At 60.4% G+C, this 21270-nt stretch carries 14 protein-coding genes; 13 read left to right on the top strand and 1 reads right to left on the bottom strand.

Annotation, left to right across the window (positions count from 1 at the left end):
- Window positions 1–83 precede the first annotated feature (83 nt).
- From pcrA to EL234_RS02285, 9 genes are all read left to right on the top strand, one after another.
- Window positions 84–2621 (top strand): DNA helicase PcrA, encoded by a 2538-nt coding sequence (gene pcrA / locus EL234_RS02325; protein ID WP_126415953.1) that lies wholly within the window; start codon window positions 84–86, stop codon window positions 2619–2621.
- Complete coding sequence (locus EL234_RS02320; protein WP_126415952.1) at window positions 2618–4591, top strand: acyltransferase family protein; 1974 nt, start codon at window positions 2618–2620, stop codon at window positions 4589–4591. The genes pcrA and EL234_RS02320 overlap by 4 nt, the downstream gene beginning before the upstream one ends.
- A 142-nt stretch (window positions 4592–4733) precedes the next feature.
- Window positions 4734–5906, top strand: a complete 1173-nt coding sequence (gene sucC / locus EL234_RS02315) for an ADP-forming succinate--CoA ligase subunit beta (RefSeq protein ID WP_126415951.1) — start codon at window positions 4734–4736, stop codon at window positions 5904–5906.
- A 3-nt stretch (window positions 5907–5909) separates the two neighbouring features.
- Window positions 5910–6833 (top strand): succinate--CoA ligase subunit alpha, encoded by a 924-nt coding sequence (gene sucD / locus EL234_RS02310; protein ID WP_126415950.1) that lies wholly within the window; start codon window positions 5910–5912, stop codon window positions 6831–6833.
- Between the two features lie 147 nt (window positions 6834–6980).
- The gene (locus EL234_RS02305; protein WP_126415949.1) at window positions 6981–8168 is read left to right on the top strand and encodes a cell division protein PerM; all 1188 of its coding nucleotides are present in this window, start codon (window positions 6981–6983) and stop codon (window positions 8166–8168) included.
- 134 nt (window positions 8169–8302) lie between these two features.
- Window positions 8303–8998: an ABC transporter ATP-binding protein gene (locus tag EL234_RS02300; RefSeq protein ID WP_241969064.1), complete on the top strand. Its 696-nt coding sequence runs from the start codon at window positions 8303–8305 to the stop codon at window positions 8996–8998.
- A gap of 3 nt (window positions 8999–9001) precedes the next feature.
- Complete coding sequence (locus tag EL234_RS02295) at window positions 9002–11524, top strand: ABC transporter permease (RefSeq protein WP_126415947.1); 2523 nt, start codon at window positions 9002–9004, stop codon at window positions 11522–11524.
- 57 nt (window positions 11525–11581) lie between these two features.
- Window positions 11582–13180, top strand: coding sequence for a bifunctional phosphoribosylaminoimidazolecarboxamide formyltransferase/IMP cyclohydrolase (purH, locus tag EL234_RS02290; RefSeq protein ID WP_126415946.1), 1599 nt, complete (start codon window positions 11582–11584; stop codon window positions 13178–13180).
- A 14-nt stretch (window positions 13181–13194) separates the two neighbouring features.
- Window positions 13195–13479, top strand: coding sequence for a hypothetical protein (locus EL234_RS02285; RefSeq protein WP_126415945.1), 285 nt, complete (start codon window positions 13195–13197; stop codon window positions 13477–13479).
- A gap of 4 nt (window positions 13480–13483) precedes the next feature.
- Here EL234_RS02285 and EL234_RS02280 read toward each other — a convergent pair whose 3' ends face one another.
- The gene (locus tag EL234_RS02280) at window positions 13484–15859 is read right to left on the bottom strand and encodes a 6-phosphofructokinase (protein ID WP_126417219.1); all 2376 of its coding nucleotides are present in this window, start codon (window positions 15857–15859) and stop codon (window positions 13484–13486) included.
- Between the two features lie 22 nt (window positions 15860–15881).
- On the opposite strand from EL234_RS02280, the gene pgi reads away from it, so the two are divergent.
- The 4 genes from pgi to EL234_RS02260 all read left to right on the top strand — a co-directional run bounded on the left by pgi (window position 15882) and on the right by EL234_RS02260 (window position 21269).
- Entirely contained in the window at window positions 15882–17537 is a 1656-nt protein-coding gene (gene pgi / locus EL234_RS02275; protein ID WP_126415944.1) for a glucose-6-phosphate isomerase, read from the top strand.
- A gap of 163 nt (window positions 17538–17700) precedes the next feature.
- The gene (locus tag EL234_RS02270) at window positions 17701–17925 is read left to right on the top strand and encodes a hypothetical protein (RefSeq protein WP_126415943.1); all 225 of its coding nucleotides are present in this window, start codon (window positions 17701–17703) and stop codon (window positions 17923–17925) included.
- A 154-nt stretch (window positions 17926–18079) separates the two neighbouring features.
- Window positions 18080–19681 (top strand): aspartate:alanine exchanger family transporter, encoded by a 1602-nt coding sequence (locus EL234_RS02265; RefSeq protein WP_126415942.1) that lies wholly within the window; start codon window positions 18080–18082, stop codon window positions 19679–19681.
- Between the two features lie 139 nt (window positions 19682–19820).
- Window positions 19821–21269 carry a hypothetical protein gene (locus EL234_RS02260; protein ID WP_126415941.1) on the top strand — a complete coding sequence of 483 codons (1449 nt, stop codon included), beginning with the start codon at window positions 19821–19823 and terminating at the stop codon, window positions 21267–21269.
- Window position 21270 lies beyond the last annotated feature (1 nt).

Here is a 21270-nt window from a genome sequence, read left to right as displayed (position 1 = left end):
CGGCAACGCCTGCTACGGGTGGCACAGTTCAAAGCGGGGCGCCTCCCAGAATTGTCGGAGGCCTGAATTAGGCTGAGAGAGCTATGTCTGAACACAACATGTCTCCAGCTGACCGCCTACGCGCCAAGCTTGTGGCCGCCCAAGAGGCACAAGCGGCGCGCCCAAGCGTTGCATCACCTGCTAAACCGAGCGTGGCGGCGCACGGGCAGGGTGATCCTGCTCTTCTCGAGGGGCTCAATCCGCAGCAGCGGGCAGCGGTGGTTCACGACGGCGGGCACCTGCTCGTCGTCGCCGGTGCAGGTTCAGGCAAAACCCGCGTGCTCACCACGCGGATTTCCCATCTCATTTCGACGGGGCGGGTGCGCCCGAGCGAAATCCTCGCGATCACGTTCACTAATAAGGCAGCTAAAGAGATGAAAGAGCGGCTCGAGCAGATGATCGGGCCAACCGCTCGCCGGATGTGGATATCCACATTCCATTCGGCATGCCTGCGCATTCTGCGCGCCGAACACAAGGCCATCGGCATGCGCTCAACGTTCACGATCTACGATTCGGCTGATTCGACTCGGCTGATGACGATGGTCGTGCGGGAAGAGGGCATCGATTCGAAGGCGTATCCGCCGAAGAAGCTGCTGCGCCAGGTCTCGGACCTGAAGAACGAGATGGTGAGCGCCGAACAGTTCGCCAGGCGCGCTCAGGATCGGGACGAAACCGTGCTGGCCGAAGCGTATCTCGACTACCAGAGCAGGCTGCGGGCTGCCAACGCGGTGGATTTTGACGACCTCATCATGCTGGCCGTACAGCTGCTGCGCAACAATCCGGAGATTGCCGAACATTACCGGCGTCGTTTCCGCCATGTGTTGGTGGACGAATATCAGGACACGAATGTTGCCCAGTACCAGTTGATCCGCGAGCTCGTGGGCGAGGAGACGGACGACCCGCACGGCGAGCTCACCGTGGTGGGCGACGCCGATCAGTCCATCTACGCCTTCCGGGGCGCAACCATTCGCAACATCGAGGATTTTGAGCAGGACTTCCCGAACGCCACAGCGATTTTGCTGGAGCAAAACTATCGCTCCACCCAGAACATCCTGTCGGCGGCGAACGCTGTCATCGCCAATAATTCAGGGCGGCGGCCGAAGAGGTTGTGGACGGACTCGGGAGCCGGCGAAAAGATCGTCGGGTACGTGGCGGATGCCGAGTCGGACGAGGCTGGCTTCGTCGTCGAAGAGATCGATGCGCTTCGCGACCAGGGCTACACGTATGGCGACGTGGCGGTGTTCTATCGCACGAACGCGCAGTCGCGAGCCTTGGAGGAAATGTTTGTGCGCTCGGGCATCCCGTACAAGGTTGTGGGCGGCACGAAGTTTTACGAACGCAAGGAGATCAAGGACGCGATCGCGTACCTGCAGGCGATCGCCAATCCTGATGACACGGTGTCGATCAGGCGAATCTTCAACGAGCCGCGCCGCGGGCTGGGTGCGAAAGCGGAAGAGGCGGTGGCCATGCACGCCTCACGCTACGGCATCTCGTTTGGTGCAGCGCTGACGGATGTGGCCCACCCCGAGGCCGCATCCGAAGCCGGTCGTAGTGAAGTGCTCGGTTTGCAGGCGCGTGCTGAGAAGACGATGCGAGAATTCGTCCTCATGCTCGAAGACTTGCGCGCGCAGGCCGAGGCCGGGGCGGCTCCGGCCGATATTCTCGACGCCGTCATGGACCGGTCGAATTATCTTGCCGTGCTCCAAGAATCACGCGACCCACAAGACGAAGTGCGCGTAGACAACCTGGCCGAATTTCACTCTGTGGCCTCCGACTTCCGAGTGGTCAACCCTGAGGGCACGCTTGGCGATTTCCTCGATCAAGTCTCGCTCGTAGCCGATTCGGATCAAATCCCGGATGAAGACGGCGGCGAAGGCGAAGTGGTTCTCATGACAGTGCACACCGCCAAAGGCTTGGAATTCCCGGTGGTGTTCGTGACCGGCATGGAAGACGGCACGTTCCCACACATTCGCGCGATGAATTCCCCCGAGGAGCTGGCCGAAGAGCGCCGGCTCGCCTACGTGGCCTTCACGCGGGCGCGCGAAAGACTCTACATTTCCCGCGCCGGGTCGCGGTCCCAGTGGGGCGCCCCGCAAGAGCTACCGGCCTCCCGGTTTTTGGAAGAGATTCCTGAAGAGACGATCGACTGGCGGCGCACCGAATCAGCGATGCAGACTCTGCGTGGTTCGGCGTCGTGGGGCAGGTCGCGTCAGCAACGCTGGGATGACGACGACGATTTCGCCCCGGCTTTCGGAACGGGCACAGGGCGCACGTTTGGGCGTCGCAGTGCAAGCGCTACCGGCTCCCGCACGTTCACGCCAAGCAAGTTTGGTGCCACCAGTAGCGCCGGATCGGTTAGTGGGTCGGCTGGCCAAGGCACACCCGCGCAGGATAAAGCCGAATCGAACGCACCGGAAACGGGCGGCTTGGCCGTAGGTGATCGGGTACGCCACAAGTCGTTCGGCACTGGCAAAGTGGTGTCTTTTGAAGGCAAAGGCAGATCCACAATCGCCAAGGTCACCTTCGACTCAGGGCCGACCAAACGCCTCATGCTCCGTTTCGCGCCTTTGGAGAAGGTATGAACAAGTACGGTCTGAGAACACCGGGGCGCTCGCGGCAATCCGAAAGCACGCCCACGCCCGCGCGTAGCAAACGATCTGCGATGTCCGATCCGGGCGGATACATTCGCGGCCTTGATGGCCTGCGCGCAATCGCCGTGGCAGCAGTGATCCTCTATCACGTGTTTCCAGGCGCCGTCCCTGGTGGCTTTTTGGGTGTGGACGTCTTCTTCGTCATCTCCGGCTTCCTTATCACCACCCTTTTGCTGCGTGAAGACAGGGCGAACAACTACATCGACCTCAAAGGCTTTTGGCAACGCCGCATCCGCAGGCTGTTGCCCGCACTCGTGGCGCTGGTCATTACAGTCGTGCCGGCTGCGCTTGCCACCCACCGCGACTTACTGGTTGGCACACCACGCCAAGTGCTCGGCGCGCTCACATTTTCCACGAACTGGCTGGAAATCATTCACGGCTCGAGCTACTTCGACCAAACCACGCCCAATCTGTTCAAGAACCTGTGGTCACTGGCAATCGAAGAACAGTTCTATCTGGTGTGGCCGCTGATTATTCTCGTTGTGCTCGCGCTCATCCCCGGGTGGCGTGTGCGCGTGGGAATCGCCATCGCATTAAGCCTCATCTCCGCAACGCTGATGGCCGTGCTCTACAACGGCACTAACCAGACGAACCTGTACTACGGCACCCACACTCACGCGTTTGGAATCCTCATCGGGGTCGGGCTAGCGTTCCTCTGGTCAGACAGGAAAGCGACCGTGCTCGGGCACGTGCACTGGCGTCGATACAGCTCGTGGTACGGCTGGGCAGCGCTCGCGCTGCTCGTTGTGTTCATGGCGCTCATGCCTGATACCGGGGCGTTCGCCTACCGCGGGGGAATGTTCTGCGCCTCGCTTGCAACCGCGGTCATCATCGCCGCCATGATCGCGCCTGGCTCTCGCATGGCAACTCTTGGTGAGGCGCGCATCTTCCACTGGCTCGGCACCCGCTCCTATGGCCTGTACCTATGGCACTGGCCAGCACTTGTGATCGCAAGCGTGCTCTTTCCGGCAGCGGTAGGATCCGCCCAATACCTGGTACGCTCGCTTATTGCTCTGGTTATCACAGGCATTATCTGCGAGCTGTCATATCGGTTTATCGAGACGCCGGTCCGCAAAAACGGCATCCGCGCCAGCCTGCGAGCATACCGGAACGCCGTCGTCGACACGACCGGAGGGAAGATCGCAGCCGGAATTGTTGCTGTGCTCGCAGTGGCAACCGTCGTCGGGCTCATTGTTGCACCTGCCAAGAGCCAGACTCAGTTGATGATCGAACGGCACGAAGCAGAAACTGCGAAAGCGGCCGAGCAGCAAGCGCAACCGGCAGACGACGACGCGATCTTGCCCCCGCCAAAAGAAATTTCCCCGACTCTGGACACCTCAATGCCGCCGTGGGAGCAGGTCACGGCGATTGGCGATTCGATGGTTGTGGCATCGAAGACCGGCCTAGAAGCGGCGATGCCCGGGATGAACTTCCACGCCAAATCAAACTTGCAATGGGCCGATGCGCTCGACGTCGTCAATAATGCGCTTGCCGAAGATTCGATTGGGCGAGTGGTCATCGTCCACTTCGGAACTAACGCAGGCGTGCCAGATGCCGACGACGTCTACCGAGTCATCCAAAAGCTCGGCCAAGAACGCATCATCCTGCTCGTTAACCTGTACTCGCCGTCGACGTTCATTGACGACTCGAACGACGTGCTCGCCAAGATCGCTGGCGAGTATCCGAATGTGCGGCTCGTGGACTGGCACAAGGCAGCATCGGAGAATCCCGATTTGCTGCAAGTGGACCAGACGCACACGTCGATAGAAGGCGCGAACTACTACGGAAACCTCATGGCAGAATCAATAGCCGAGTTCACCACGGAGCTGTCCGCACAAAAAGCTGGTAAGGAACAGGCTCAGGGCGCAGAAAGCAGTGGAGATAGTCCGGCTGAGGGCTAGGGTTTTCCCGCGTATCGTCAGCGAAAAGTAAAGATTGGAAGTTTCCCAAAAAGTGTGTCACAGCCGACGTTTTTAGGTATGCTCAAGGAGATGTCTCGACGGCGAGATAATCCGGGTTGTTCGGCAAGCGAAAGGACACTTCGTGGATCTCTACGAGTACCAAGCGCGCGATCTACTAGCAAAGCACGGCGTGCCTGTGCTTCCTGGCAAGGTCGCAACCACAGAAGATGAAGCATACGAAGCAGCACAAGAGCTGCTTAAAGACGGCGACCTCGTGGTCGTCAAAGCACAGGTGAAAACGGGCGGGCGCGGCAAGGCAGGCGGCGTTAAGCTGGCACGCACCGCAGAAGAAGCACGTGAAAAGGCAGGCGAAATCCTCGGTATGGACATTAAGGGCCATACCGTGCATCGGGTGCTCATTGCGGCGGGCGCCGATATTGCAGAGGAATACTATTTTTCGATCCTCCTCGACCGCTCCGAGCGGCGCTACTTGGCGATGTGCTCCACAGAGGGCGGGATGGACATCGAACAGCTGGCCGTGGAGCATCCCGAAAAGCTGGCACGCATCGCCGTCGATCCAAACGTGGGGATTGACGCGGCGAAAGCAAACGAGATTGTTACCGCGGCAGGCTTTCCAGACGATATTAAAGACGCGGTGAGCGACGTCATCGTCAAACTGGGCCAGGTTTACGGGTCTGAAGATGCCACGCTTGTGGAGGTCAATCCGCTCGTGTTGACCACAGACGGTGAAATCATCGCACTCGACGGCAAACTCACGTTAGACGACAACTCGCGTTTCCGGCACGGTGAACACGACGAGCTCGTCGATAAGGAAACAGAAAACCCGCTCGAAGCCAAGGCGAAGAGCCTCGGTCTCAACTATGTCAAGCTCGACGGCGGGTCAGTGGGCATCATCGGAAACGGTGCGGGCCTCGTTATGTCGACCCTCGACGTCGTCGCCTACGCGGGCGAAGACTACGGCGTGGGGCCGGCGAACTTCCTCGATATTGGTGGCGGAGCATCGGCCACAGTGATGTCGAATGGGCTCGACGTCGTGCTCAACGACGCGGACGTTAAATCCGTGTTTGTCAACGTCTTCGGTGGTATTACCGCGTGTGACGAAGTGGCGAACGGCATTGTGGAAGCGCTGGAAATCCTGGGTGATAAGGCCGCGAAGCCAATTGTTGTACGGCTTGATGGCAACCGGGTGGAACAGGGGCGCGCAATTTTGGAAGAGGCGAACCATCCGCTGGTCACGCTGGAAGAAACGATGGATGGCGCTGCCGCGAAGGCCGCCGAGCTGGCAAGGGGATAACAGATGGCTATTTTTCTGACGAAAGACGATTCAGTAATCGTCCAAGGAATAACAGGGGCGGAAGGCCAAAAGCACACGCTGCGAATGCTCGGAGCGGGAACAAAAATTGTTGCGGGAACGAACCCGCGCAAGGCAGGCCAGCAGGTGACGTTCGACGTCGAACCGATCGGATACGGCAAGGAAAACCGCCAGGCCGAAACGGTGAACGTGCCCGTCTACGGCACGGTGCGCGAGGCGAAAGAAGCGACGGGTGCGGAAGTTTCGGTGATCTTCGTGCCCCTAGCGTTTGCGAAGGCAGCCGTGGTGGAGGCAGTGGACGCGGGGCTACGGCTCGTCGTCATCATCACCGAGGGCATTCCGGTCAAGGACGCCTCGGAGTTCTTCACCTACGCAAAGGAAAAGGGTGTGCAGCTCATTGGCCCGAACTGCCCAGGAATTATCACGCCGGGCCAGTCCAATGTGGGCATCACGCCGCCGGATATTACCGGTCCGGGCAGGATCGGGCTGGTGTCGAAGTCCGGCACGCTCACCTACCAGATGATGTACGAGCTGTCAGACATCGGGTTCACCACGTGTATCGGTATCGGTGGAGATCCGATCATTGGCACCACACACATCGATGCGCTCAAGGCTTTCGAAGAGGACCCGGACACCGAGCTGATCGTCATGATTGGCGAGATTGGGGGCGACGCCGAAGAACGCGCGGCTGCCTACATCAAGGAGCACGTGACTAAGCCAGTGGTCGGTTACGTTGCTGGTTTCACCGCGCCGGAAGGCAAAACGATGGGCCACGCGGGCGCAATCGTCTCCGGTTCGGCAGGAACCGCGGCGGCCAAGAAGGAAGCCCTTGAAGCCGTGGGTGTGAAGGTGGGTAAGACACCAACCGAAACCGCTAACCTCGCTAGGGAGATCCTGCTCGGAAACTAACGTTGAGGGCGAACTCGCCTGAACGTGCGCGGCATCGAGCGTGCCAATGGGTGCGAGCCGTGGTTGGAGCCTATCGCGGTGGCGGCGTGAGCAACACGCCGCCACCGCTTTACATTCCACCATGGGCGCTTCAGGAACGATGGGAGTGTGAAAACCATCGATCTTTCCCGTGAAATGACCGTCGTGCGCGCGGGTCTTACCGCGCCCTTTTTCACGTGGCTTGCGATGGTCACATTTGCGGTGGTCGCGTTTACGCTCACGGCGTCGGCGCCCATGCTGGGGGATACCACCTGGGCGGATGCGGCCCGCGTGGGCACGGGATGGTGGATGACCACTTTCGGTGGTGAAACTGCGATTGGCGGCGTGCCAGTATCGTTGATGCCTCTCACGTTTACGATCATCGTGGTCTATGTCAGTTACATGCTCTTCCGCAAACGTGAAGTGGCACGGTGGTCGGAAGTGGTGACCGCCGGGATCACGCAGGCGCTCGTGGTTGCGCTCCTCGGCGTGCTCATCCGACCGAATGGGGCGTGGTGGCCGGCCATATTCGGAGCGTTTGCGCTCGGCTTTGGCAGCGCGCTGTGTGCGGCACGCCACGAGCTTATACACGTGAGCTGGTGGGACGCCGCCAAGCCGCGGCTGCGCTATCTCCTTGTTGTGCTGACCCTACTGGCGTGCCTGGTGTTGGTTGTCGCTATTGCTCTGGGCTGGTCGCGCATCACTCAAATCCACGGCTACTACCTGACGGGCGTGCTCGGCGGGGCAGGACTCGTGGTGTTACAGCTCGCCTATCTTCCGGTGGGGGCGGTGTGGGCGCTTGCGTGGCTGCTCGGTGCTGGTTTCGCCGTCGGCACGGGAACCGAGTTTTCATCGCTTGGCGTGGAATCGGCGCCACTGCCAGCCATTCCAATTTTCGGGGCACTACCGCAAGTATCTGACGGCTCGCCGTGGATCGTGGCAGGCGTATGCGTGATTTTTGCGGCCCTCGCAGTGGTGAATACGCGGCGTGAACAGGCCGCTCTTGGCGTGACTCTCAAGAACACAGCCGTGGCAACGCTTGCTACCAGCCTCGTTCTTGCCGTGTTGAGTTTGATGGCCAGCGGAGCGATCGGCCCGCAGAACATGGCCGAGGTAGGCCCGGTCGCCGCCGAGGTCTTCGGATACGCACTGGCCGTGATCGGCCTGCCGTATATGGCTGCCACACTTTTCGCACACAGCACGACCCACACTTTCATCCGGACTAAGTTTACGGAGGCACGTGAGCGGCGCCAGGACACGAAGGCCGAGTCCGAACCGGACGACGTCGAACCTGAACCACGCCAAGACGGGCAATAGTTCACATTCCGTTTAAATAACAGGTGTAACCTTAAAGACACACATTGGTTACATCTTTGGAGCTATTCATGCTTTCAACTGCGGCAATAACTGAACTCTCACCCATAGCAGACCCCATTATTAGTGTTCGTGGCTTGACGAAAACGTTCGGCACGGGCCAGGCGCAGGTGCGTGCACTACGCGGGGTTGATGTCGACTTCGCCAAAGGTCAGCTCACCGCTGTCATGGGACCATCCGGCTCAGGAAAATCGACGCTCATGCACTGTGTGGTCGGCCTGGAGGAGGCCACCTCGGGCACGGTGGATCTCGCGGGCAAGCGGGTCACTGACTTGAACGAAAAGGGGCTTACCGCGCTTCGACGCGACGAGGTGGGTTTCATCTTCCAGTCGTTCAACTTGGTGCCCACGCTCAACGCGCGGGAAAACATTGAACTGCCCGCCACGATCGCCGGGCGCAAAGTAGACCAAGCGGCGTTCGACCACGTCGTGCGCTCGCTGGGGATCGAAGATCGGCTCACTCACCGGCCATCTGAACTGTCGGGTGGTCAGCAGCAGCGCGTCGCCTGTGCACGTGCAATGGTGGGTAAGCCCGCCGTCGTGCTCGCCGACGAACCTACGGGAAACCTGGACTCGACGGCCACCCAACAGGTGCTTGAGTTCTTGCGTCGTTCGGTTGATGAGGACGGGCAGACGGTCGTCATGGTCACCCACGAACCCGAATCGGCCGCGATTGCTGATCGCGTGATCTTCCTTGCCGATGGCCAAATCGCTGGCGAGATCCTGAACCCCACGAAGGAACAGATCTTGGACGCGCTGAAGGAAGGCGAATAAGACGTGTGGAAAGTGACCCTTCGTGACGCGAAGGAACATTTCGGCAGGTTCCTCATGTCCGTTATCGCCGTGACGATCGGCGTGGCATTTTTGTGTGGCACGCTCTCGCTACGCGACCTGCTATCGGCGTCGTTTTCTGACTTGACGTCGTCAACATACCGCGACGACATCTACGTCTCCGGCCCGCAGATCGCTACCGATCCGATACCGCTCAACGACGACATGACGCCCGCCGACCTTGAAACGATTGCGGGCGTTGAGGGCGTGCGCGTGGCGTATCCGGTACGTCAGACGATGGCCTACGTGTATGACGACGACGGCCAGCAGGCGAACATGTATGGTGCGCCCGGGCTCGGTTACTCGTATCAGTCGGACACGGACGACCCGCTTCTTGTGGAAGGTCGCGCCCCGGCGTCGGGAGAGATCGTCATCGAACGCTCCGCCGCTACCCGCGCGGGTATCGAGGTGGGCGACGAGGTGCACGTCGTCATTGGCGAGCCGTCGCCGGCTAACGTGGTGGGCATCGTCGAATATGGCACTCCGATGGCAGGCGCGTCCGTCATCTTGATGGACGAGGCCGATCTCATCGCCCGGATAGGCGAGGAGTTTTCCGAGGTCGCGGTGAAGATCGAGGATGGGCAGACACGGCAGGCTGTCAAAGAGCGGATCGCTGCCCAGCTTCCTGCCGACTACGTCGTGCACACTGTTGAAGAAACGCGCGCAGAAACTGATGACGCGGTCAGTGAAATCTTGGACATGGTCAACACGTTCTTGCTCGTGTTTGTGATCATTGCGATCACGATTTCCACGTTCATCATCACGAACACGTTCACGATTTCGGTGCGCCAGCGCCAACGGCAGTTCGCGCTTTTGCGTGCGATTGGCGCCTCACCGCGTCAGGTTTTCCAAGCCGTGATGCTGCAGGCGTTGCTCATTGGCCTCATCGGATCGATCATCGGCGTGGTTGTCGGCCAAGGTCTACTGTTTTTGATTAAGGGTGGGCTAGAAGCTGCCGGTATGCCGCTCGGCGGGTCGGTCCTCGTCACCGGCAAGACCGCCATCATCTCAATCATTGCGGGTACCGTTGTCACATTCTTGGCAACGATCGTCCCATCGCGGCGTGCCGCGCTCACCCCAGCGATCGAAGCGATGCGTGAGGGCAGCGGGCAAAAGGAGAAGCCGCTTGCTAGGCGGACGATCATCTCGGTCGTCCTGCTTGTGGCCGGCACGGTGGCGATGGTGGTTGGCGCGGTGAACGGTGCGTCGCCGCTGTTCGGCCCGGGTGTGGCCGCCATGTTTATCGGAGTCATCGACGTCATGCCTGCACTCGTGCATCCGGTTGCGGGCACGGCTGGCTGGGCTGCCAAGAAGATCGCCCCGGCAACCGGCGTTCTGGCGTCACGTTCGCTGAGTGCCAGCCCGCGCAAAACGGCGACGACGTCGGTGGCGCTCGCGATCGGCGTCGCGCTGGTATGTGCGGGAAGCTCGGTGGCTGCGTCACTGGACGAGACGATTACCCAGAACGTTGACACGGAGATTTCCGCTGACATCGTGATGCTATCTCCGGTGGAGGTGCACAACGCTCCCGAGATCGCGAAGGAAGTCGAGAAGATCGCCGGCGTGGCTGCTGTGGATGCCACGATGACGAACGGCTGGGCTGTCGCCAACCCGGTGACAGCGGCCGAGCCGAACACGATGACGGCGATGACGGGCGCCTCGTCGGCGCGGGCCATTGATTCCTTGGGCATGAGGTTCCTCGAGGGCACACCGGGCGTGCTCGATTCCGGGCAAGCCGCGATTTTCGACAACGTGGCAGAGAGCATCGGCGTGGGGGTGGGCGACGACGTCGCTTTGACCTCGCCAGCCGGAACGATCGTCGTGCCGGTGGGTGCCATCATCGAGACCGGCACGCTCACCTTCGGCCAGCCACAGATCCTTCTACCGCCGCAGCTGGCGGAGGAACTGCAGCCCGCGCAGTCGTACACACCACTAGTGGCGGTATTCACTGACGACGGCGCGGACATCGCCGCGATCAAAGACGAGATTAAAGACCTGGTCAAAGACCAGTATGTGTGGCTCGTTAATGATCGCGCAGACATTAAGAATATTGCCGGAGGCCAGGTCACCATGCTGCTCACCATGCTGTATGCGCTGCTCGCGCTGTCAGTGGTGATCGCCGTGATCGGCGTCGTCAATACGCTTACGCTGTCGGTCGTGGATCGCACCCGCGAAATCGGACTGCTCCGCGCCGTTGGCATGCAGCGCTCGGGCGTGCGGCGCATGGTGTTACAAGAATCCGTGATCATCACGCTGCTCGGCACCTTGGTGGGCGTTGTGTTCGGCACTGCGCTTGGGCTTGGGCTCACCCGGTTTATGGCCGACGACGTCGCCACCACCTACGTGATCCCGTGGCAGGCGATCGGTGTGGTGATCGTTGTTGCCGTGATCGTGGGCGCGCTAGCCGCCTTCTTGCCGGCCCGCAAGGCCGCCAAACTGGACGTGCTGGACGCGATTGCCGAGGACTAGCCTCGCAGGTGTGTCGGTGGTGAGGGCGTAGACTGGGCGCATTGAGCGTTGGAGGTTATGTTGGCAAAGCGTGCGCTAATTTCGGTATCCGACAAGACAGGTATCACCGAGTTCGCCCAGGCATTGACCGGCGCGGGCTACGAGCTCGTCTCGACTGGATCGACAGCGGGCGTGCTCGAATCCGCGGGGCTTGATGTGACGCCCGTCGAAGCCGTGACTGGGTTTCCGGAGTCTTTCGACGGGCGGGTCAAAACCCTGCACCCGCATATTCACGGCGGGATTCTTGCCCGGCGTGACGCGCACGGAGAGCAGATGGCCGAACTTGGTATCGAGCCGATCGATATCGTCGTCGTCAACCTGTATCCGTTCGCAGAAGCGGTGGAAAGCGGCGCAAGCCACGCAGAGTGTATTGAACAGATTGACATCGGCGGGCCGGCGCTCATTCGCGGGGCGGCGAAGAATTATCGTGATGTCGCCGTCGTGACCGATCCTGACCAGTACGAGCAAGTGGCAGCTGAACTGGCAGCCTCTGCGGACGGCACGGTCAGTGATGGCCTCCGTGCCGAACTTGCCGCCGCCGCATTCGCGTTGACGGCCAGCTACGACGAGCAGATTGCGCGCTGGTTCGCTGACCGCGCTGTGGCCGATAGTGAAGCAGTGGCCGATAGTGAAGCCGCCGAAGACGGTCCAGCAGCCGACGACGAGTGCGCGCTTCCGCAGACAGTCACGGCCACATGGCAGAAAGCCAGGGACTTGCGCTACGGCGAAAACCCGCATCAGCCGGCAGCACTGTATCGTGATGCCTCCGGAGTGGGGCTGGCACATGCCGAGCTGCTGGGCGGGAAGCCCATGAGTTTTAACAATTATCAGGACACGCAGGCGGCTATCGACGCGGCTTTCGACCACCCGCAGCCCGCTGTCGCCATCATCAAGCACGCAAACCCGTGCGGAGTAGCGATCGGCGCCAACGTGCGCGAGGCACACGAGCGTGCCCACGCCTGCGATCCCGTGTCGGCCTACGGTGGCGTGGTTGCTGCAAACCGCACTGTCACGGCAGAACTTGCCGAGCAGCTCGCGCCCATCTTCACCGAAGTAGTGGTCGCACCGAGTTTTGCCGACGACGCGCTCGCGATCCTCCGCACGAAGAAGAATCTGCGGATCGTTCAGACCGGACCGAACTATGAACGATACGGAATCGTGCCGATCAGCGGCGGCGCGCTCATCCAGGAACGCGACATGGCATACGCGAATTTAGACGAGTGGGATCTCGTGGCCGGCGAGCCTGCTGATGCTGCCATGCGAGCCGATCTGGAGTTTGCTTGGCGGGCCGTACGATCCGTGAAGTCGAACGCGATTCTGCTTGCCGACGGCGGAGCCACGGTCGGCATCGGAATGGGACAGGTGAGCCGCGTGGATGCCTGCCTGCTTGCTGCTATGCGCGCGAACACGCTCACTGATACGGAGCGGGCACGGGGAAGCGTGGCCGCATCGGACGCATTCTTCCCGTTCCCAGACGGGGTGAAAGCGCTGGCTGACTATGGAGTGCGGGCCGTCGTACAACCAGGTGGGTCGATCCGCGACGGCGAGGTCATTGCCCTCGCACAGGAAGCCGGCATGACCATGTACCTTACGCACACCAGGCATTTCGCGCACTGATGAGCAGGGACCCGATGGATTCAGATTCGCGCAGTCCAAACAAGTTCCCGCCCGCGGGCGTCTACGCGCTGGGCCTGCTGTGGCTGGCGGTGATTGTTGCACTCGCTTTCGCCGTCGACGTGAAAACGGCTGCCTACGTTCTGGGCGGCTCGCTCATCGCCTACGCTGCCGCCCGGGCGATCTTGCCAACGGGAGCCATCCCGCGCGTACGTTCGAAGATTCACGACGCCGGGATTGCGCTTGTGTTCGCAGCCCTCCTATTCGCTCTTGGCAGCTGGGGCAACGCCCTGCCGGTGTAACTTGCTAGTCGTCCACCACGAGGTGCAGCTGGCGCAAATCGAGGTCGGCAGTCGAATCTGAGACGACGTAGACGATGTCTTTCAACGGCAGATACCACGGGTCGTAGGGGAGGCGGTCGTCCATGTCGATCAGTTCGTTCATGTGCGCGATTGGCCGGGCTTCAATTTCGCCGTCGATCATGCCCACGTGGTAGGACACGTGCCGGCCGGCATCTAGAAGTTCTTGAAGCTTTGACATCGCCGCGTCTACGAGCCGCACCGCCAGCGTGCGATCGAACGGGGAGGGGTTGCCGCCCTGTTGGGCATGCCCGAGCACAACCGAACGCACATCAAACAGCTGGTTGCCTTCCTGCTCGAAAATGTTGCCCATGACGTTCGCGTTGTAATACTCTGACGCGTTCTCGTTACGGACCACAAGGTAGAGTTGGCGACCGGATTCAAACGAGCTGATCATCTTCTTCGTGTCGCGTGCCAGCTGGCTGAGGGTCACGCCGTCTTCATACAGGTAAACCTGCTCGGCGCCAGTCGTCAGCCCGCTCATCAGCGCAAGGTAGCCGCACTTGCGGCCCATTGTTTCCACCACGAAACAGCGGCGGGAGGCCGACGCCGACTGGCGGATCCGATCAATAGTTTCAGTGTTCCAGTTCAGCGTGGTGTCCGCGCCGATCGAGTATTCGGCACCCGGCAGATTGTTGTCAATCGACGTGGGCACAAGAATCATCGGGATCTTAAACGCCGGGTAGCGGTCTTGTTCGCGCTGCATCTCGTAGACCATCTTGTAACCCTTGAAACCACCGATGATGATCAGGCCGTCCAGGCGGGCGTCTTCGATGGCCCTGCCAAGCGCGTAGTACTGGTCGATCGTGGGGATCGTTCGCCGAGTACCAAGGTAAGCGCCGCCGTCGCCAGCCCAGCCTTCGACGTCGTGCCACTTCAACTCACGCACGTTGCCCGCAAGCAAGCCGGGGAAGCCGCCTTCGATACCGAGCATGGTGTAGCCGCGGTCGATGCCGAGCTTAACGGCTGCGCGTGCCGCAGGGTTCATCCCGGGTGCAAGGCCGCCGGCGTGCATGATGCCGATCCTCTTCGAGTCTTCTGCACGTTCGGGTGCGATGGGGGAGGACAGCGTGTCGAACAGTGCGATCATGTCGTGGAAGTGCCCGCCACGCGAGGCGATTGCATCCTCCCAGTTGCCCTCCGCAAGATATTTGGCAACCGCGCGCGTATTAGACACCGCTTCCATCATTGGCAGTCGCTTCAGCTTGTTACGCCGGGTACCGATGATCATCGGCTCGGTGTCAGGCGTGGCGTGGAACATCTCGTAGGCCGCCGTGTATCCGAGCAAGGTGGGCATCCAGCGGTCGTAGGCCGACGGCGTGCCACCGCGTTGCACGTGCCCGAGCGAGGTAATTCGCGGGTCTTCATCCATCCGCTCTTTGAGCGCCTCCCGGATGCCTTGAGCCGTGATTGGGTTACCGCTACGATCAGTTGCACCTTCTGCCACGATAATGAGCGAATCGCGCCGCCCGCCGGCCCGGCCAATACGTAGCTTTTCTGCCAGTTCGTCTTCCCACCCGTTCGCAGGCGGCAGCTCGGGAATAAACACGTAGTCACAGCCACCCGCAATCGCGGACATCAGCGCAAGATAGCCGCAGTGCCGGCCCATGACCTCAATAATGAATGTGCGTTGGTGGGATGCCGCCGTCGCCTGAATCGCATCAATAGCTTCAATGATTCGGTGCAGGGCAGAATCTGCGCCCACCGTCATGTCTGTTCCCACCAGGTCGTTGTCAATAGAGCCAACGACGCCGGCCAGCATCAGTGTTTCGTGGTTTGCGGCTTGTTCGGGGCTCAGTTCGCCGTCGTCCACCAGCTCGGCTAAAAGTTCAGGCCACAGTTGGCGAAGTTCGTTCGCTCCGGTGAGCGTGCCGTCCCCGCCGATGACGACGAGCCGGTCAATCCCGTTGAGCACGAAATTCTTCACGGCCTTCTTGATGCCGGAGCGCTCGCGGAACTCGTCCGAACGCGCCGTACCTATCGCTGTGCCACCCTTGTTGATGGTGGATGAGACGTCGTCCCACGCCATCTTTTTAATGAGGTCGCCACCTTCAACAGGCCCGCGCCAGCCTTCTAAAAACGCGTAGGGTTGGGCACCCAGCTGTAGCGACGTTCGTACCACTGCGCGGACGATCGCGTTCATCCCCTGCGCGTCCCCACCTGACGTCAATACGCCAATCTTAACTTTTGCTTGTGAATCTGCTGGTAGATGTGCTGGCGATGATTGGGCCGCGGTATCGGTCAAGATAACTCCTTCATCCGAACTACCTTCTAATTCTCTCACAATTACAGATCGATTCTTAGGTAGAATGGCACTACCCATGAGGTCTTTTACTAGGAGTGACATGACAACCCCGATTGATGCAACACTCACCGACGCATGGGCTCGTTTGAAGCAGCTGCATGCGGAACTCGATGTTGATTTCCGTAGCTGGTTCCAAGACGAGTCGCGCGCCGAGAAGTTTACGTACCAGGCTGGCGATCTGTTCGTCGACATGTCGAAGTCGTACCTGACTGACGACATCAAGGCCGCTCTACTCGACCTTGCCGACCAGGTTAATCTCAAAGAGCGCCGCGACGCCATGTTTAGTGGCGAAAAGATTAACGTCACCGAGAATCGCGCCGTTTTGCACACTGCGTTGCGCCGCGAAAAAGGCGACGAGGTGTTCGTTGACGGCGAGAACGTAGTACCGGAGGTCCACGAGGTTCTCGAGCGCATGTTTGCCTTTGCCGATTCGGTGCGCGATGGTTCGTGGACGGGCGTAACTGGCAAGCCGATCAAGACCGTCGTCAATGTCGGTATCGGCGGCTCCGATCTTGGTCCGGTCATGGCCTACGAGGCGCTCAAGCCCTATGTGCAAGAAGGGCTCGAATGCCGGTTCATTTCGAACATTGATCCCACGGATGTGGGCGAAACGGTCAAGGATCTGGATCCGGAGACGACCCTTGTGATCGTGGCGTCCAAGACGTTCACCACCCTCGAAACCCTGACGAACGCGCGTCAGGTTCGCAGCTGGCTGCTTGAGACTCTCGAGAAGCAGGGCGCGCCCACAGACGGCGCGGTGGCCAAGCACTTCATTGCCGTGTCCACCAACCTGGAGAAGGTGGCTGAGTTCGGTATCGACCCGGCCAACGCGTTCGGGTTCTGGGACTGGGTCGGCGGACGCTACTCGGTGGATTCCGCGGTGGGCATGTCGCTGGCGATTGCGATCGGCCCGCAGGCGTTTTCGAATTTCTTGGGCGGTTTCCGGATGATGGATACCCACTTCGTGTCCGCTCCGGCCGAACGTAACGTGCCACTGCTCATGGGCCTGCTTAACGTGTTCTACGTGAACTTCGTGGGCGCACCGACTCACGCGGTGCTGCCCTATTCACAGTACCTGCACCGGTTCCCGGCCTACTTGCAGCAGCTGACGATGGAATCGAATGGTAAGCGCGTGCGCTGGGATGGCTCGCCCGTTACCACCGCCACCGGCGAGGTCTTCTGGGGTGAGCCGGGTACGAACGGCCAGCACGCGTTCTACCAGCTGATCCATCAGGGCACCCAGCTCGTGCCGGCGGACTTTATCGCCTTCGCCAACCCGGCCTTCCCGCTCAAGGATGGCGAGAGCGACCAGCACGAACTCTTCCTAGGCAACTTCTTCGCACAGACGAAGGCTCTTGCGTTTGGTAAGACGCCGGATGAGGTACGTGCGGAGGGGACAGCCGAGGAGCTCGTGACTGCTCGCACGTTCCCGGGTAACAAGCCGACGACGTCGATCATGGCGCCGTCGCTCACACCGTCGGTGCTCGGCCAGCTCATCGCGCTGTACGAGCACATCACGTTCGTGCAGGGCATCGTGTGGGGTATTGATTCCTTCGATCAGTGGGGAGTCGAGCTCGGTAAGGCGATGGCTAAGGAACTGCAATCGGCAGTTGAGGGAGACGAGGGGGCAATCGCTCAGCAAGACCCGTCAACCCGCGGACTGATCAAGTACTACCTGGACAAGCGCACGAAGTAAGGGCGTTGTCCTCTGTGACTGGAGGGCCGGGAGCAGCAAGCTCCCGGCCCTCCGTTTGTCCACCAAAGCCCGAGATTCAGAGTGCGGCTGCTATTCGGCCTTGCAAAGAGCCCACCGAGCAACCGAGATTCATGACTCGCATAGCGTCCTGTAGGCTTTCCCTATGGAGCAACAGCTGGGCAAGCGAGTACGCATCTTCGTCGGCACCGCATTAGTATTCGTGGGCATCTTCCTGATCGGCCCCACATCTCGCGGCGCCACGCTGGGTGGAGCCTTTGCCGAGAACTGGATGTACATGATCGGGATGGCGATTGTTGCGCTCGCGATTGCGATGTTCGTGCCGCTTTCCGACCGTCGTCGTAACGATAGTGACGACGACGAACACTGAGTCGCGCTGATTGCGTAGCTGCGCGGACCGGCGCCCTGGCAATCGCGTCGTGTTCGTCACGCTTGAGGTGAAGCTGGGCCGTTAGCCCACCGCCTGCATAAAAAGTCGTGGGATAATCATTCGTGGCTGGTAAGCCGTACGTTAAAGGATGGTTATGACCGCGGTTTTTGAGTTTTTGGCTTCGCAACCCGTGCTTCTCGCGTTCTTCCTCGTTGGTCTGGGAATGGTATTCGGCCACATTAAAATCAAGGGAATTTCGCTGGGTGCGGCTGCCGTGTTGTTCGTGGCGATTGGCCTGTCTGCGTGGGCGGCTCACTTGGGCGTTGACCTGCTGGTGCCGCATGAGATCGGCGTGCTTGGGCTGGCCCTGTTCGCGTTTACGATTGGCAATAATTCCGGTCCGTCGTTCTTTGAGAACGTGAAGAAGGCGGTGGGGCCGATGGTCTCGCTGGTCGCGCTGTATGGCGTGGTGGCGGGAGTCGGCTACGCGGTGGGGCGCTTCGTGTTTGATATGGACGTCTCGCTTATTGCCGGTACGTTTGCTGGTTCGGTGACGAATACGCCGGCGCTGTCGGCGGCCGGTGAGGCCTCCGGGGATGCGGCGACAGCGACCGTCGGCTATTCGATCGCCTACCTGTACGGTGTGATCGGCATGCTGATCGCGGCCTACGTCGCCTTGCGCAAGGCTCATGAGGATACGGATAAGCCGGAGCCGGTCACGCACGTGACTTTGCGCGTGGATCGCGACGATCAGCCGCGCTTGGGCGAGATCGTTGGCCTGCTCAAGCGACCCGTGGAAATTTCGCGCATGCGCCGCGGTGAGGACGGCCCGATTTGGATTCCCACCCGCAATGACATCTTGGAGAAGGACGACCTGCTGACCGTCGTCGGCACGAACGCTGAGCTGAGCGCGCTTGAGGACTTGGTGGGGCATCGTTCCTCGCACTCGCTGCGTTCGGATCGCCGCTTCTTGGATTTCCGCCGCATCACCGTCTCGGAGCCGAAGCTGGCCGGTAAGACTATCGCGGAGCTCGACGAGGTTCTGACCGAGAAGTTTGGCGCCACGGCGTCGCGTATCCGCCGCGGGGATAACGACATGCTTGCCATTCCCGATTTCATGATCGAAATGGGGGATCGCATCCGGGTGATTGGCCCGACGTCGAACATGAAGGCGATCTCGCGGTTCTTCGGCGATTCTGCCAAGGGGCTGACGGATATTAACCCGGTGGCGCTCGGTCTAGGTATCGCGCTGGGTATGGCTATCGGCTCGATCAAGATTCCGCTTCCGGGCGGTTCCACGATGGCGATAGGTGCGGCGGCTGGCGCGCTTATTGTTGGCCTGATTTTCGGGCGGCTTGGGCGGATTGGTGGCCAGGTGACGGCGCTGCCGAACACCACCGGCACGGTTTTAGCTGAGATTGGTCTGCTGCTCTTCCTGGCCCAGGCGGGTACGAATGCGGGCGCCCAGATTTTGGTCGCGTTCTCGTCCGGCACGTGGATCAACATCCTGATTTTGGGTGTGTTGATGACGACGACGCTCGCCATCGGCATGTTCTTGGTAATGCGCGGTCTGTTCAAGATTGGTGCCACCCAGTTCTCGGGTATGTTGGCCGGCGCGCAGACCCAGCCCGCCGTGCTTGCGTTTGCGAACTCGCGAACCAACTCTGACCCGCGCGTGGCCTTGGGTTATTCGTTGCTCTATCCGGTGGCGATGATTGGCAAGATTGTGGTGGCTACGATCCTCGGCGCCCTGTAAAATTTGATCTTGACTCCGGGCACGGCTCACTGCACTACACTGCTGGCTTGGAGCCTTGATCACAGGAGGGCGGACGATGAGCTCGGGTGCGGGATTTCGACGCACATACCGAAAGCGCGCCGATAACCGTCGCCTGCGCATGGCAAAGCGGAGCGTCTCCCGCCCTGAATTTTCCCGCGTCATCAAACAGCACGCGCACAAACGATACGGAACTAGACCGTCCCAAATTGCGTTGATCGGCCTGTCCTATGCGCTTGTTGGCTTCTTCTTGTTTCGCATGCTCGATGTTGGATTGGGCGCTGTACGGCATGCGCGTCTCAATGGTCTGGCGAGCCTTCAGGATTGGGCGCCAGAACCGTGGTCGAACGTGATTCGCAATCTCGGCGTGGTCGGCATCGACTTAGGAGACTTCCTCGCCACACTCGGAATCGTGGTCAGCGTGCTCGCGTTAGCTCAAGGGTTCCATTCGGCGAGCCGGAACCAGACCGACGAAGATTCACGTTCCGTGTTCATCTATGCGCTCACCCGTTTTGATGTGAGGGATACCGAGAAGCTCACCCTGCCAGCTTCACGTAGTAAACCGAGTGTAGCCAGGCGCTTTTCTCGGCATGACAAGGAGAACGGCTATCAAAAATTGACCGACGCAACGAGACGCCTGAGCGATGGCCTGTTCTTGCGACCAAGTACCGCTAGGTTTGCGTCGGCTGGCCCTGACCGCGTCCAGCACTCGCTGAATGAGTTCGCGAAGATCATGGCGTCACTCTTGTTTGGGTTTGGATTGCTGACGATTCTGGTCGAGGTACACGTAGCCGTTACTCAGTGGGATGATCGCAGGCCAGCGCGGTTTGCGTTAATTATCGCCACCTTAGTGGCGTGCGCGTATTTGCCCACGATCCTGTCGAAACTGGGCGCGATCACCGGCGAGGTGTATCAGTTCAGTACGGCTGCCCGTGAGCACATAAGCATCGTAGAGAAAACCCTCAGCGGCAAACGGGCATCCGGAAACAACCATTATTGGGCCCAGCAGATTAAGCGCTTCTTCAACAGCCCGATCACGTGGGAGAAGCGCATTGACAGTTTTATTTTCCGAATCTGCCAGCCCAACAACGGCGGGTGGGCGATAGCTGTAGTTCTCGCCGGAGTGGCCACGGTCGCGGCTGGCATTATTGCATGGCCAATGGAGACTCAAGCGTTAGCGAACAGGCTGCTCGTCATCGTGTTCATGCCTATGGCGTGGGGATGGTTGTGCGTCGAGCAGGTGGTACCGAGCTTTGTCAACGTTGCTGCCGACGCCATCTTGCGCAATGAACCCCCGCGCCGCCTCAGCAAACCCACTCGTATTGGCGCGATCTTGCTGATCGTGTTCTCCGTCGGTCTTCTTGGCGCCTATGGGCTTGCGGTGTTGGGGGAGCACGGCTGGGCGTCGGCGATTACAGAAACGGTCGCGTGTGGCCTATGGCTGATTGTTGCGGTGCTGTGGATGGCATCGCGCACTCACCGCGCGATAGCAAGCCTGCTTGCCGAACGCTTGGACGAGGCCGGCGATTCGGTCAAGGCGATTCTGGCCAGCCAAGAGTCGCGGAGCTAAT

This window comes from Trueperella bialowiezensis, from assembly GCF_900637955.1.
Classification (GTDB): Bacteria; Actinomycetota; Actinomycetes; order Actinomycetales; family Actinomycetaceae; genus Trueperella; species Trueperella bialowiezensis.
This window is presented reverse-complemented; position numbering and strand designations above follow the sequence as displayed.

Excerpts from the sequence above, each read along its gene's own strand:
- purH (WP_126415946.1), top strand. The coding sequence starts at position 11,582 with ATGTTGGCAAAGCGTGCGCTAATTTCGGTATCCGACAAGACAGGTATC.
- pcrA (WP_126415953.1), top strand. The coding sequence starts at position 84 with ATGTCTGAACACAACATGTCTCCAGCTGACCGCCTACGCGCCAAGCTT.
- EL234_RS02265 (WP_126415942.1), top strand. The coding sequence starts at position 18,080 with ATGACCGCGGTTTTTGAGTTTTTGGCTTCGCAACCCGTGCTTCTCGCG.
- sucD (WP_126415950.1), top strand. The coding sequence starts at position 5,910 with ATGGCTATTTTTCTGACGAAAGACGATTCAGTAATCGTCCAAGGAATA.
- EL234_RS02260 (WP_126415941.1), top strand. The coding sequence starts at position 19,821 with ATGGCAAAGCGGAGCGTCTCCCGCCCTGAATTTTCCCGCGTCATCAAA.
- EL234_RS02280 (WP_126417219.1), bottom strand. The coding sequence starts at position 15,859 with ATGGGTAGTGCCATTCTACCTAAGAATCGATCTGTAATTGTGAGAGAA.
- EL234_RS02285 (WP_126415945.1), top strand. The coding sequence starts at position 13,195 with ATGGATTCAGATTCGCGCAGTCCAAACAAGTTCCCGCCCGCGGGCGTC.
- EL234_RS02320 (WP_126415952.1), top strand. The coding sequence starts at position 2,618 with ATGAACAAGTACGGTCTGAGAACACCGGGGCGCTCGCGGCAATCCGAA.
- EL234_RS02270 (WP_126415943.1), top strand. The coding sequence starts at position 17,701 with ATGGAGCAACAGCTGGGCAAGCGAGTACGCATCTTCGTCGGCACCGCA.
- pgi (WP_126415944.1), top strand. The coding sequence starts at position 15,882 with ATGACAACCCCGATTGATGCAACACTCACCGACGCATGGGCTCGTTTG.